Origin of the sequence: Agromyces humatus, assembly GCF_021228295.1 — a bacterium.
GTDB classification, from domain to species: Bacteria; Actinomycetota; Actinomycetes; order Actinomycetales; family Microbacteriaceae; genus Agromyces; species Agromyces humatus.
In genome coordinates this window covers 265,928-279,637 of record NZ_JAJQPD010000005.1, presented here as the reverse complement: position 1 = coordinate 279,637, position 13,710 = coordinate 265,928, and the positions used below count along the sequence as shown (strand labels likewise).

12 protein-coding genes are annotated in these 13,710 nt (G+C 69.8%); 8 read left to right on the top strand and 4 right to left on the bottom strand.

The window, feature by feature from the left end:
* Window positions 1–78: 78 nt before the first annotated feature.
* A complete protein-coding gene (locus LSF15_RS10780) occupies window positions 79–651 on the bottom strand; it encodes a GNAT family N-acetyltransferase (protein WP_232498536.1) in 573 nt (190 codons plus the stop codon).
* A 78-nt stretch (window positions 652–729) separates the two neighbouring features.
* Complete coding sequence (locus tag LSF15_RS10775) at window positions 730–1,425, bottom strand: TetR/AcrR family transcriptional regulator (protein ID WP_232498535.1); 696 nt, start codon at window positions 1,423–1,425, stop codon at window positions 730–732.
* A gap of 186 nt (window positions 1,426–1,611) precedes the next feature.
* Here LSF15_RS10775 and LSF15_RS10770 point away from each other — a divergent pair, with 186 nt between their 5' ends.
* From LSF15_RS10770 to LSF15_RS10740, 7 genes are read left to right on the top strand one after another with little or no spacing between them, the layout of a single operon-like run.
* A complete protein-coding gene (locus LSF15_RS10770) occupies window positions 1,612–3,273 on the top strand; it encodes an amidohydrolase (RefSeq protein ID WP_232498534.1) in 1,662 nt (553 codons plus the stop codon).
* 16 nt (window positions 3,274–3,289) lie between these two features.
* Complete coding sequence (locus tag LSF15_RS10765) at window positions 3,290–4,948, top strand: ABC transporter substrate-binding protein (protein ID WP_232498533.1); 1,659 nt, start codon at window positions 3,290–3,292, stop codon at window positions 4,946–4,948.
* Window positions 4,949–4,996: 48 nt separating this feature from the next.
* Window positions 4,997–5,953 carry an ABC transporter permease gene (locus LSF15_RS10760; protein ID WP_232498532.1) on the top strand — a complete coding sequence of 319 codons (957 nt, stop codon included), beginning with the start codon at window positions 4,997–4,999 and terminating at the stop codon, window positions 5,951–5,953.
* On the top strand, window positions 5,950–6,810 hold the full coding sequence (locus LSF15_RS10755) for an ABC transporter permease (RefSeq protein ID WP_232498531.1): 861 nt from the start codon (window positions 5,950–5,952) through the stop codon (window positions 6,808–6,810). The genes LSF15_RS10760 and LSF15_RS10755 overlap by 4 nt, the downstream gene beginning before the upstream one ends.
* Window positions 6,807–8,501 carry a dipeptide ABC transporter ATP-binding protein gene (locus tag LSF15_RS10750; RefSeq protein ID WP_232498530.1) on the top strand — a complete coding sequence of 565 codons (1,695 nt, stop codon included), beginning with the start codon at window positions 6,807–6,809 and terminating at the stop codon, window positions 8,499–8,501. Before LSF15_RS10755 ends, LSF15_RS10750 begins: the two co-directional genes overlap by 4 nt.
* Window positions 8,502–8,558: 57 nt before the next feature.
* On the top strand, window positions 8,559–9,848 hold the full coding sequence (locus LSF15_RS10745) for a flavin-dependent oxidoreductase (protein WP_232498529.1): 1,290 nt from the start codon (window positions 8,559–8,561) through the stop codon (window positions 9,846–9,848).
* Window positions 9,845–11,278, top strand: a complete 1,434-nt coding sequence (locus LSF15_RS10740) for an NAD(P)/FAD-dependent oxidoreductase (protein WP_232498528.1) — start codon at window positions 9,845–9,847, stop codon at window positions 11,276–11,278. Before LSF15_RS10745 ends, LSF15_RS10740 begins: the two co-directional genes overlap by 4 nt.
* A 63-nt stretch (window positions 11,279–11,341) precedes the next feature.
* Here LSF15_RS10740 and LSF15_RS10735 read toward each other — a convergent pair whose 3' ends face one another.
* Both LSF15_RS10735 and LSF15_RS10730 read right to left on the bottom strand, forming a co-directional pair.
* Window positions 11,342–11,935 (bottom strand): NADPH-dependent FMN reductase, encoded by a 594-nt coding sequence (locus LSF15_RS10735; RefSeq protein WP_232498527.1) that lies wholly within the window; start codon window positions 11,933–11,935, stop codon window positions 11,342–11,344.
* Window positions 11,936–12,102: 167 nt separating this feature from the next.
* On the bottom strand, window positions 12,103–12,924 hold the full coding sequence (locus LSF15_RS10730) for an alpha/beta fold hydrolase (RefSeq protein WP_232498526.1): 822 nt from the start codon (window positions 12,922–12,924) through the stop codon (window positions 12,103–12,105).
* An 88-nt stretch (window positions 12,925–13,012) separates the two neighbouring features.
* Here LSF15_RS10730 and LSF15_RS10725 point away from each other — a divergent pair, with 88 nt between their 5' ends.
* Window positions 13,013–13,690 (top strand): TetR/AcrR family transcriptional regulator, encoded by a 678-nt coding sequence (locus LSF15_RS10725; RefSeq protein ID WP_232498525.1) that lies wholly within the window; start codon window positions 13,013–13,015, stop codon window positions 13,688–13,690.
* Window positions 13,691–13,710 lie beyond the last annotated feature (20 nt).

Sequence of the window (13,710 nt, the reverse complement as noted above, 5' to 3'; positions counted from 1 at the left end):
TGCGGCGAGAGGGTCGGAGCGGCGCCATGCGCACGGCACCCGCGCACGCCGCGGGTTGGGTCGCCGGGGGCGGGCGGCTCAGCGCAGGTCGAGCCGCATGAGCACCCGCGGGAACCCGTTGAGCACCGAGTCGGTGTCGGCGGCCTTCGTGAAGCCCGCCCTCTCGAAGAGTGCACGCGTGCCGACGTATGCCATGGTCAGGTCGATCTTCGCGCCCTCGTTGTCGAGCGGATACCCCTCGATCGCCGGTGCGCCGTGGTGGCGGGCGAACTCGACGGCGCCGGCGAGCAGTCGGTGCGAGATGCCCTCGCCGCGATGCCCCGGCCGCACCCGGACGCACCACACCGACCAGACGTCGAGGTCGTCGACGTGCGGAATCCGGCGGTTCGTCGCGAAGCTCGTGTCGGCCCGCGGATGCACGCCCGCCCATCCGACGACCTCATCGCCGTCGTACGCGACGACACCGGGCGGCGGGTCTTGGGCGACGAGCTCGCGAACCCGGTCGCCTCGATCGGTGCCCTTGAGCGCGAGATTCTCTTTCGACGGGACGCGGTAGCTCAGGCACCAGCACACGTTCGCGTCGGGCCGCTTGGGCCCGACCATCGCCTTGACGTCGGCGAACACCGTCGCGGGCCGTACCTCGATCGCCATTCGGCCAGTCTGCCACCAGCCTCGGACACCGCCGATCGGGTCCGTGACCGGTCGGCTGCGCTCACCGACCCCTGAAGCTCAGGCCGAATCGCGCGCCGCGCCCTGCTCGGCCGACTGGATGATGGACTCGACACCCATGGTGAAGAGCTCGCGGTCCTCGAGGTCGGCGATCTGCGTGTTGAACGCGTGGATGAGGGGGTACTTGCGCGGGTCCGCGAGGATGGGGCCATCGAACCAGGGGCTCGCCTCGCCCGGCGCCGCCCGCTGACCGTGCGCACGGGCGATGCCTGCGGCGCTCGAGAGCACGTGCGAAGCGAGCAGCGCGTAGTGGCGCACGACGTCGTCGCCACTGAGTCCTGCTGACGAGAAGGCCTCGAGCATGAGCTCGATGGCGTCGAGCTCGCCCGGGCCGTGCGTGGTGAGCACGACCGCCTCGGCGCCGACGGCCGGATACTCGACGTACAGCGCGAGGGTCGCTTGGGCGAGCTGCCGCAGTCGCTCTCGCCAGTCCGCCCGGTCGGCAGTGACCGCGGCGACAGTGCGCGACGAAAGCTCATCGAGGAGCGCCTGCATGAGGTGCTCCTTGCTGCGGAAGTGCCGGTAGATGGCCGTCGGATCGGCGCCGAGGTGGGTGCCCAGTTCGCGAACCGAGATCGAGGACGTGCCCGACGCGGCGAGCTCGAGGCCGGCGGCGATGATCGACTCGCGATCGAGTCGCGCCCTGGTCGAGCCGCGGGCTTCCCGTCCGCGCGCGGAGCCTGTCGCTGTCGCCATCGCCCCTGTCCTCTCGCCGATCGTCCCATGGTGCCATGCGCGTGACCGCGTCGGGTGCACCCAGCGTGGTCGTGGCGAATTCAGCCTAGCGAGTGTGTCATCACCGATGTCAACAGTGTTGACAGTGGTGTTGAACTCAACTACTCTCGCCTCACCCACCCTTCAACGACGAAAGCGAGGGCGCCCATGCCAGCTGCTGAGCTGCTGTTCACCGGAGCAGCCGTGTTCACCGGAACCGGCCGGCCCATCCATGACCACGCCGTGGCCGTCACCGCCGGTCGCATCGTCGCCGTCGTGCCCGATGCGGCGGCGGACGACTTCGTCGACGAGCGCACCCGGGTCGTCCGGCTCGAAGGCGCGCTGCTCAGCCCCGGATTCCAGGACGCGCACGTGCACCCGATCGGTGCCGGTGTCGAACTGCTGAAATGCAACCTCAGCGACGCGGTCGACGCCGCCGGCGCGGTCGCGACGGTCGCGGCGTACGCCGAGGCGCACCCCGACGAGGCGTGGATCATCGGCGGAGGATGGTCGATGGACCACTTCCCCGGCGGCGCACCGGTGCGTGCGCTGCTCGACGGGGTCGTGCCCGATCGACCGGTGCTGCTCATGAGTCGCGATCACCACAGCGCATGGGCCAACACCGCGGCGATCAGGCTGGCCGGGCTCGACGCGTCGACCCCTGATCCCGCCGACGGTCGGATCGAGCGCGAATCCGACGGCTTCCCGGCGGGCACCTTCCACGAAGGCGCCGAGCACCTGTTCCGCGAGGTGCGTCCGCAGATCTCCGACGACCTCGCGTACGCCGGTCTGCTCCGTGCGCAGGAGGAACTGCTCGCCCTCGGCATCACCGGATGGCAGGACGCCTTCGTCGGCGGGGGACTCGGCGGCATCCAGGATATCGACGGTGTGTATCGACGCGCCCTCGCCGAAGGCGCACTGCGGGCCCATGTCGTCGGTGCGCAATGGTGGGAGCGTGACGGCGGTCTCGACCAGGTCGAGGCCATGACGGCCCGCCGTGACGCCGTGGCGACGCTCGGCGGAACGTGCCGCTACGAGCTCGGCACGACGAAGATCATGGTCGACGGCGTCGCCGAGAACCAGACCGCAGCGATGCTCACGCCCTACCGTGATTCGCACGGGCACGACACCGACAACCGCGGGCTGTCATTCATCGATCCGACGCAACTGCGCGCGATCGTGACGGCGCTCGACGCGGCGGGCTTCCAGGTGCACTTCCACGCGCTCGGCGACCGTGCCGTGCGGGAAGCGCTCGACGCGGTCGAGGCGGCTCGCCACGCGAACGGCCCGAGCGACGGCCGCCACCACCTCGCCCACCTGCAGGTCGTCGCCGAGGCCGAGACCGCCCGGTTCGCCGAACTCGACGCCGTCGCCAACCTCCAGGCGCTCTGGGCGACGCACGAAGACCAGATCGACGAACTCACGCTGCCGTTCCTGCAGGACGGCGCCGAGGCTCGCCAGTACCCGTTCGGCGACCTCGTTCGCGACGGTGCCAGACTCGCTGCCGGCAGTGACTGGCCGGTCTCGAGTGCCGACCCGGTCGACGCGATCCACGTCGCGGTGAACCGGGTCGCCCCCGGAATCGACGCCGAGCCGCTCGGCGGCGCCCACCAGCGCCTCGACCTGGAGACGGCGATGGCCGCCTACACCTCGGGCACCGCCTACGTGAACCACCGTGACCATGACACCGGTCACATCCGCGAGGGCTACCTGGCGAATCTCGTCGTCCTCGAACCCGACCCCTTCTCCCTCCCGCAGGACGAGATCCACCGCTCGACGGTGGCCTCGACCTGGATCGAGGGCGAACTCGTCTACTCGCGCACCGCCTGATTCCCGAGGAGTCATCATGCCCAATCCCCACACTCCCGGCGTACGTCGCCGGACCACCCGGATCACCGCGATCGTCGCGGGCGGCCTCGGCGCGGCGCTGGCCCTGTCATCCTGCACCGCACCCGCACCCGACAGCGCCGCCGCCCCCGACTGGGAGTACACGACCGAGACCGGAGCGCCGGCAGGCGACATCGACTCGTACTCGTGGGTGAGCTATGCCGAGCCGTACTCGCTCGACTACGCGTACGCCTTCGACTACGCCGACAACCAGGTGCTCGCGAACGTGTGCGAATCCCTGCTGCGGCTGAACCCCGACTACACGCTCTCGCCGGGGCTCGCCGAGTCCTTCGACCACCCGACGCCCGAGACATGGGTCTACACGATCCGCGATGGAGTGACCTTCCACGACGGCACGCCGCTGACGGCGGCCGACGTGGTCGCTTCGATGAACCGCCACCTCGACCCCGCAGTGGGCTCGTCGTGGTACTCGGTCTACCAGAACGTGGTGTCGATCGAGCAGACCGGCGACCGCCAGGTGACCGTGACCGAGGCATCCGCCGACTCGCAGTTCAATCTCGCGATGGGCGGCTCGGCCGGCGTCATCGAATCGGGCGCGACGCTCACCGAGAAGGGCGCCGACTACGGCAACTCGACCGGCGGCGTGAACTGCACCGGCCCATTCAGCCTCGAGGAGTGGAAGTCGGGCGAACGCATCACGCTCGCGCGATACGACGACTACTGGGATGAAACGCTGCGCGCCAAGGCGGCCGAAGTCGAGTTCGTCTTCATGAACGATGCCAACGCCCGGGTCAACGCGCTGAAGTCGGGCGACGTCGACGGCGGGTGGATGCTCCCGTACGAGGGGATCGCCCAGCTCACCTCAGCCGGCACCGGCGAGGTGTACTTCGGCCTGAACACCGCGGTCTCGAGCCTCATCGTGTCGAACCTCGAGGGTCCGCTGGGGGATGAACGTGTTCGCAGGGCCATGCTGATGGCACTCGACCGCGAGGGCATCGTCGAGGCGGCATCGAAGGGTTATGGAGAAGTCACGAACGCCCTGACCACGGAGTCGGTGTGGGTCGGCGCCAGCGAACAGGGTCTGGCCGACGCCTTCGAGGGCCTCGAGGAGTACCCCTACGACGTCGAGGCGGCGAAGCAGCTCATCGATGAGGCCGGCGCGACCGGTGAGGAGATCGTGCTCGCGACCGCGCCGATCAGCAGCGATTTCGCGGTGATCGCACAGGCGACCGCGGCGGCGGCCGAGTCGATCGGCCTGAAGGCGACGATCGAGACGGTCACGCCGAACGCGTACACCGCGCTGTTCTCGGATCCGGCCGCACGCGAGGGCGTCGACCTGTTCTACACCGTCTGGTACCTGTCGAGCCCCGACCCCCTCGAGATGTACAGCGTGCTGCGCACGGGCGAGTTCAGCAACTACGGCGGCTGGAGCAACGCGGAGTTCGACCAGGTCGTGAATGAGGCGATCGCCACTGACGACCCCGCCGCACGGTCCGAGAAGACCGCGGAGGCGCAGCGCATCGCGAACGAGCAACTGCCGTGGCTGCCCCTCTCCACCGCACCCATGTCGGTGTTCCTCGGCGAGCGCATCTCGGGAGTCGCGCCGTCGATCGCCTTCCTCTACTACCCATGGGCGGCCGCAATTGGCGCACGCTGACGTCGCCCGGCAGCGTTCGGACGGGTTCGGCGGAACGGCGGCCGGATCATGACCACGCTCCGCCAGGTGGCCGGCAAACTCGGCGGCCTGCTGCTCACGCTGTTCCTCGCGTCTCTGCTCGTCTTCTTCTCTCGATTCCTCGTGCCCGGCGACCCCGTCAGCTTCCTGCTCCGAGGACGCAAGCCGAGCCCTGAGGCGATCGCACAGGTCGCGGCCCAGTACGGGCTCGGCCTTCCGCCGTGGCAGCAGTACCTCGATTGGGTCGGGGGAATCCTGCAGGGTGACTTCGGTCGCTCGCTGCAGTTCCGGCAGGACGTCTCGGTGGTGATCGGCGAGCGGCTGCCGGTGACGCTGGGGCTCGTCGTCATGGCGGGCACGATGATCGCCGTCGTCGGCCTGATCGCCGGCGCCGTCGCGGCCCTGAACCGCGGGCGCGTGCTCGACCGCGCCGTGCTCGTCGGGCTGACCGTGCTCGGTGCCATCCCGTCGTTCGTCGGATCGATCGTGCTGATCGCGGTATTCGCGGTGCAACTCGGCTGGTTCCCCTCGTTCGGCTCGGGCGAGGGGTTCCTGGACACCGTGTACCACCTGGTGCTTCCCTCGATCGCGCTCGCCGTCGTGTTCGTGGTACTCATCGCGAAGGTGACGAGGTCGTCCATGATCGACCAGCTGGGGCGCGAGCACGTCGAGGTCGCGACCAGTCGCGGACTCACCCGCGGCACCGTCATCCGACGCCACGTGTTCCGCAACGCGATCGGGCCGATCCTCACCGTGAGCGGACTGCTCGTCGCGGGCCTCCTCGTGGCGAGCTCGATCGTCGAGGCCGCCTTCGGCCTCTCCGGCATCGGGTCGCTGCTCGTGCAGTCGGTCGACCGTCTCGACTTCCCCGTGGTGCAGGCGATCGTGCTGCTCATCGTGACCGCGTTCGTCGTCGTGAACGCGATCATCGACATCCTCGAACCCTGGGTCGACCCCCGATCCGCTGCAGGAGCTGGTGCCCGATGACCACCCCGACGATGGCCGTCAAGGTCCTGCGCGCACCCCGCGTTCGCCGCGGGAACCTCTCGTTCGACATCAGCCTGGCCATCCTGGCCGTGATGACGCTCGCCGCGATGTTCGCCCCGCTCATCGCGCCGTACGACCCCGATGCCGTGGACTTCGCGGCGATCTACTCGGGGCCGACCGCGGCGCACTGGCTCGGGACGGATGCGCTGGGTCGCGACATCCTGAGCCGCATGATCTTCGGTGCCCGCCCCGCCCTGCTGGGGCCGTTGCTCGTGGTGGTCGCCTCGACCGTCATCGGCATCCTGCTCGGCCTGCTCGCCGGATGGCGAGGCGGGTGGATCGACGCGGTGCTGGGCCGCATCTTCGACGTCGTATTCGCGTTCCCCGCGCTGCTCATCGCGATCATGGCGGTCGCGCTGTTCGGCAAGGGCCTCGTGGCGCCGGTCGTCGCGATGAGCATCGCGTACGCGCCATTCGTGGCCCGCCTCACCCGAACACTCGTCGCGTCCGAGCGCAGTCGGCCGTACGTCGCGGCGTACCGGGTGCAGGGGTTCTCCGGCAGCTGGATCGCACTGCGCCGCGTCCTGCCGAACGTGACGCCCATCGTCGGCGCGCAGTCGACGCTGAACTTCGGCTACGTCCTCGCCGAACTGGCCGCGCTCTCGTTCCTCGGCCTGGGCGTGCAGGCACCGACCGCCGATTGGGGCGCGATGATCAACGAGGGCCAGGCGGGAGTCGTCGGCGGCTACTTCCTTCCCGCGATCGTTCCCGCGATCGCGGTCGTGATCGTGGTCGTCGCCGTGAATGTGATCGGCGAAGAACTCTCGGACCGCATCGGTGGAGGGATCCCCGCATGACACTCCTCGACATCTCCGGGCTGACGCTCGACCTGCCGAACGGCACCAGGCTGCTCGACGCCATCAGCATCACGGTCGCCGAGGGCGAGACGGTCGGGCTCGTCGGCGAGTCCGGCTCGGGCAAGTCGCTCACGGCGCGCTCGGTGCTCGGGTTGCTGCCCGACCGCGCCGAGACCGGTGGTTCCGTGCACCTGCTGGGGCGGTCGGTGCTCGGCGCGAGCCGCAGCGAACTGCTCGACCTGCGGCGCACGACTGCGTCGATGATCTTCCAGGACCCGCGCGCGGGCATCAACCCGATGCGCACGGTCGGCGACCACCTCACCGAGGCGATGCGGTTGTGCGAGCAGCGCTCGGCCGCCGACGCGAGGGCGGCGGCCTCGTCGCTGCTGGCGGCGGTGCGGATGCCGCGACCCGACGAACACCTGCGCCAGTACCCGCACGAGCTGTCGGGCGGCATGCTCCAGCGCGTCATGATCGCGGGCGCGCTCTCGAGTTCGCCCCGCCTGCTCATCTGCGACGAGCCGACCACGGCGCTCGACGTGACCACGCAGGCCGAGATCATCGCGGTGCTCGCCGAGCAGCGGGCGAGTCGTGGCATGGGCATGCTCTTCATCACGCACGACCTGAACCTCGCGGCCTCGATCTGCGATCGCGTCTACGTCATGAACGCCGGCCGGGTCGAGGAGCAGGGCGACGCCCGGCAGGTGTTCCGCGATCCCCAGGCCGCGTACACGAAGCGGCTCGTCGCGGCGACGCCCACGATCGTCGTCGCCGACGCCGAGATCGACGCGATCGAAGCGCGGGCGGATGTCCCGGGGCGCGCATCGACCGCAGCCCCGGCGAGCTCGCTCCCGGCCGGGGCCGGCGTCGTCGCGACTCCGGCGTCGACCGAGCCGATGCTCGTCGCGAGCGGGGTCTCCAAGACCTACCTGCGGCGCGGCAAGGCGCCGGTGCACGCCGTCATCGACGCATCCATCGAGATCCCTCGTGGTGGTGCCCTCGGTATCGTCGGCGAATCGGGGTCGGGAAAATCGACGCTCGCCCGCATGATCGTCGGCCTCGAGCAGGCCGATGCCGGGGACATCCGCATCGCCGGACGCGAACGCACCGGCGCGCCGACCACCCGCGTGGCCCGCCTCGCGCACGCGCGCTCGGTGCAGATGGTGTTCCAGGACCCGTACCTCTCACTCGACCCGCGGATCACCGCGGGTCGTGCGATCGAGGATGCGCTTCGCCTGCACGCACGCCTGACCACGGCCGATGCCCGAGCGCGCGTGGTCGAGCTGCTCGAGCAGGTCGGTCTCGGCGACCGGCACGCGCAGGCACGCCCGCGCACGCTCTCGGGCGGACAGCGCCAGCGGGTCGCGATCGCGCGAGCCCTCGCGATCGAGCCCGACCTGCTCGTCATGGACGAGGCGACGAGCGCCCTCGATGTGTCGGTGCAGGCGCAGGTGCTCGGCGTGGTCGAGCGCATCCGCCGCGACCGCGGACTGACGGTGCTCTTCATCAGCCACGATCTCGCCGTCGTGCGCCGGTTGTGCGACGAGACCGTCGTCATGAGGACGGGCGAGATCGTCGAGCGCGGTCGCACGATCGAGCTCCTCAGCGCTCCGCAGCAGCCCTACACGCGGCTGCTCATCGACTCGGTGCCGCGACCCGACTGGGGACGCGAGGCGGTACCGCAGAACTGACCGAACGTCCCCTCGACGAACGAAACCACCGAATCACCGAACTGGAGACCCACCACCATGGACGTCATCATCGCGGGCGCCGGCATCGGCGGCCTGACGACGGCGCTCGCGCTGCACGCGGCAGGCATCGACGACGTGACCCTGTACGAGTCGGCGCCCGAGCTCCGACCGCTCGGCGTCGGCATCAACCTGTTGCCGCACGCGGTGCGCGAGCTCACCGAGCTCGGGCTGGGCGAGCGCCTCGCCACGATCGGGGTGGCCACGAGCACCCTGACGTACTTCAACCGGTACGGCCAGGAGATCTGGAGCGAGCCGCGAGGCCTGGCCGCCGGGTACGACTGGGCGCAGTACTCGGTGCACCGCGGCCGGTTGCAGCTCATGCTGCGCGACGCGGTCGTCGAACGCCTCGGCGCCGACGCCATTCGGCTCGGTTGCACGGTCGATGACGCTCAGGATGACGGTGAGCGCGCGAGCGTGCGGGTCACCGAGCACGGCGGCCCCGAGAAGGGCGGCACGGTGCGGCGCGCGTCGGCCGATGTCGTGGTCGGCGCCGACGGAATCCACAGCGCCCTCCGCCGCCAGCGCCACCCGGGTGAGGGGGCACCGGTGTGGAACGGGCTGATCCTCTGGCGCGGCACCGCGCGCGTCGCGCCGTACCTCGACGGGCGAACCATGATCATGGCGGGCGACGCGCAACAGAAGTTCGTCGCATACCCGTTGTCGGCACCCGGCGATGACGGGCTGCAGGTCGTGAATTTCATCGCCGAGTACCGTTCCGACGATGACGAACCGGGTGCGAGCAACTGGAACCGCAGCGCCGATCCATCCACCGTGCTCGGTCGCTTCGTCGACTGGGGCTTCGGCTGGCTCGACGTGCCGGCCGTCATCGGTGCGGCCGACGAGATCCTCGAGTACCCGATGGTCGACCGCGACCCGATCCCGCGTTGGACGTTCGGCAGGCAGACCCTGCTCGGCGACGCTGCACATGCGATGTACCCGATCGGGTCGAACGGCGCATCGCAGGCGATCATCGACGCCCGGACCCTGGGGTACGAACTGGGTACGAAGGGGCCGACCCAGCTCGCGCTCGACGCCTACGAGGCCGAGCGTCGGCCGCGCACGACGCAGCTCACCCTCAGCAACCGCTCGATGGGACCCGAGCGGGTCATGCAGCTCGCCTACGAGCGCGCCCCGGGCGGCTTCGACGACATCGAGCTCGTCGTGCCGTTCGCCGAGCGAGCGGCGATCGCCGCTCGGTACAAGTCGGCCGGCGGCTTCGTGCCCGAGCAGCTCAACCGCCGTGCGAGCCTCTCGGTTCCGGCATCCGCGAGAGGACAGCTGGCATGAGCCCGAAGCACACGACGGTCTTCGAGCGCGACCCCGCGACATCCGCCGCCGTCGAACGCGCGCTCGCCGACACGGTCGCGCGCCCCTTCTGGATCGACGATCTCGGTGCGGACGTGGCCCGATATCCGGCGCTCGCGGGAGACGCGAAGGCGGATCTCGTGGTGGTCGGCGGCGGGTACACCGGACTCTGGACGGCGTTGCGCGCCATCGAGCGGGAGCCCGGGCTGCGCGTCGTGCTCCTCGAGGCGCAGCACGTCGGCTGGGCGGCGTCGGGACGCAACGGCGGATTCTGCGAGGCGAGCCTCACGCACGGCGAGGAGAACGGCCGGTCGCGCTGGCCCGGCGAGATGGAGGCGCTGACGCGGCTCGGCCTCGAGAACCTCGACTCCATCGAGCAGACGGTCGCACGTTACGGGATGGACTGCGATTTCGAACGCACCGGCATGCTCGCGGTCGCGATCGAGCCGCACCAGCTGAACTGGCTGGCCGAGCCGGATGCCGCGGACGGGAGTGACGTCTTCCTCGACGGCGACACCGTGCGTGGCGAGATCGCGTCACCCACCTACCTCGCCGGGCGTTGGGATCGGCGCAGCACCGCCATGGTGCATCCGGCGAGGCTCGCCGCCGAGCTCGCGCGGGTGATCACCGGCCTCGGGGTCGTGGTGCATGAGGGCACCGCGGTGCGGCGCATCGACGATGCGGACGGCGGCGTCGAGGTCGTCACCGATCGCGGCACCCTGCGAGCGCCGCGCGTGGCGCTCGCGACGAACGCGTTCCCGTCGCTGCTGAAGCGCAACCGGCTCATGACCGTGCCGGTCTACGACTACGTGCTCATGACGGAGCCGCTGTCGGCGGCGCAGCTCGCAGAGATCGGCTGGGCGAACCGTCAGGGCGTGAGCGATCTCGCGAACCAGTTCCACTACTACCGGCTCAGCGCCGACAACCGCATCCTGTTCGGCGGCTACGACGCGATCTACCATGCGGGCCGCAAGGTCAGGGCCGAGTACGAGGATCGCCGTTCGTCGTTCGAGAAGCTCGCGAGCCACTTCGCCACGACGTTCCCGCAGCTCGAGGCGGTCGGCTTCACGCATCGCTGGTCGGGCGCGATCGACGCCAGTACCCGCTTCTGCGCGTTCTACGGTTTGGCCCGGCGCGGTCGCGTCGCCTACGCGGCCGGATTCACGGGTCTCGGTGTCGGTGCCGCCCGATTCGCCGCCGACGTGATGCTCGACCGGCTCGGCGGGCACGAGACCGAGCGCACGTCGCTCGCGATGGTCGAGGATCGCCCGTGGCCGTTCCCTCCCGAGCCGGTCGCCTCGATCGGCATCCAGCTCACGCGATGGTCGCTCGACCGGGCCGATCACCGCGAGGGGCGCCGCAACCTGCTGCTGAAGGGGCTCGACGCGCTCGGCCTCGGGTTCGACTCTTGACGACGGGCTGAGACGACGGATGCCCCCGCCGCAGGTGCGGCAGGGGCATCCGATCTCGCGGGGTTACGCGGCGATCTGCTCGACGTCCTCGCGGACCGATCGCAGCGCGTCGGCCCAGGCGACGACCTGGTCGACCTGCGTCTGCAGCTCGCCGGCCTTCTGCTCGGCGGGGGTGAAGGCAGGGCTGCCCGTCATCGCGCCCTCGAAGTCGGTGAACAGCGAGAACATGACGTGCTGGCGAACGTCGGCGATCTGCAGTTCTCCGAAGATCTGGCGAAGGTGCTCGCCGGCGCGCACGCCGCCCATCGAGCCGTAGCTCACGATGCCGGCGGCCTTGTTGTTCCACTCGGCACTGACGTAGTCGAGCGCGTTCTTGAGCGCGGCGGGAATCGAGTGGTTGTACTCGGCGGTGACGAAGATGAAGCCGTCGAACTCGGCGACCTTGTGCGCCCACGCGTTGGCACCGGCGCCCTGGTAGTTGCCCGCGCCGGCGGGGAAGGGCTCCTCGAGCATCGGCAGCTTGAAGTCGTGCAGGTCGACGAGCTCGAACGACACGCCCTGAGCCTTCGCGTTGCGCTGCACCCACTCTCCGACGAGGGGGCCGAGACGGCCAGGACGAGTGCTTCCGACGATGATGCCGATCTTGAGGTCAGACACTGAGAACCCTTTCATGAGAACCGATCACCGAATCGGTGACGCGTCAACTATCTCACAATGGTTGTCGGATCAACAATCTGATTCATGCAGATTCATGCAATTCACAGATTCCGTGTGACCAAAGCACGCTGAGGCGAAGATGAGCTTTGCCGGCTCATGCGAGGCGATCAGGCGGAGCGAGCGGCCCGCGCCGACGCCGCCACCGCTGCCGCGGTCACGAACTCCACGAGCTCGCGCGCCATCGACGCGGGTTCCCACGAGTGGTCGGCGCCGGGCACCTGCTTCCAGGTCGCTCCGGGGATGGCGGCCGTGATCGCCTTGGCGGCGTCGAAGAGCGCGGGGAACGTCTCGTCGCCGAGGAGCACTTCGACGGGCACCCGGATGTCGCGGAAGAGCTCGGCCATCGGAGCCGACTCGACCCATGCGAGCGATTCGCCGTCGGCCCGGTAGCTGACGACCTGCGCGACGTAGTCGGGGTAGTCGGGCGACTGGCGCGCTCCTTCGAGCCACTCGGGCGGCATGTCCTTCATGTAGTACTCGAGCGCGCCCTCGAGGTTGCCCGCGTCGATGCGACGCTCGACCTCGGCGGCCCACTCGCGTGCGGGGCCGTCTTGCGGGCCGAACGGCGCCTCCCAGAGCACCAGGCCGGTGACGGGCAGGCCGCGAGCCGCCGCGGCGAGGCTGATCGAGCAGCCCGAGGAGTGCCCGCAGAGCACGGCGCTGCCGCCCGCGAGTTCGATGAGGGCGGCCAGCGCGGTCAGTTCACGATCGAGATCGAGGCGCCCACTCGCCGGACTCTCGCCGCGCCCCAGCCGGTCGTACACGAGTGTGCGGATGCCGGCTTGGGCCGCGAGCTCGGCCGTCTCGGTGGTCCACGGGTCGATCGCCCGGTACGGCCCGGCCCCGGCGATGAAGATCAGGGCGGGCCCGTCGCCGCGGAGGTCGTAGGCGATGCGGTCGCCGCGTGCGGTGGTGATGAAGTCGGTCATCAGGGAATCCAATCAAACTAGACCGTATAGTTCCGTTACGCGGCAGACTAGACTGATCAGTACTGGATGTCAACGACGGGTGGGTGCAATGGGTGATCGAGTCGCGGCGCCGCTCGACGGGGCGACAGCTGGTACCCCGGCCGGGGACGAGATGGGGCGTTCCGAGCGGAAGCACCGCGCGATCCTCGCCGCAGCACAAGAGATGTTCCTCGCCGGCGGCTACCTCGGCACGAACATGGACGAGCTCGCCGCGCGGTCGAGCGTGTCGAAGCAGACCGTGTACAAGCACTTCGGCAGCAAGGAGGCGCTGTTCGTCGAACTCGTCACGTCGATGACCGACGCCGCGGGCGACCGCGTGCACAACGAGGTCGCCGACCCTGCCGACGGCGACGATCTCGTCGGATTCCTCGAGTCGTACGCCGACCGGCAGCTCGACATCGTGATGACGCCGAAGCTGCTGCAGCTGCGGCGCCTCGTGATCGGCGAGGTCGGCAGGTTTCCCGACCTGGCCGAGGCGCTGTACGAGCACGGGCCGAAGCGGGCGATCGGCATGCTGGCGGCGATGTTCGCGCGACTCACCGAACGCGGCATGCTCCACGCCGACGACGCCACCGCGGCCGCGACCGCGTTCAACTGGCTGGTCATGGGCGAGTCCCTGAACCGCGCCATGCTGCTCGGCGACGCGGCGATCCCTTCGACCGCCGAGCGGCGTGCGCAGGTGCGGGCGGCCGTGCGGGTGTTCCTCGCCGCCTACGGCGCCCGCTGAGCGTTCGCCGTCGCCGTCAC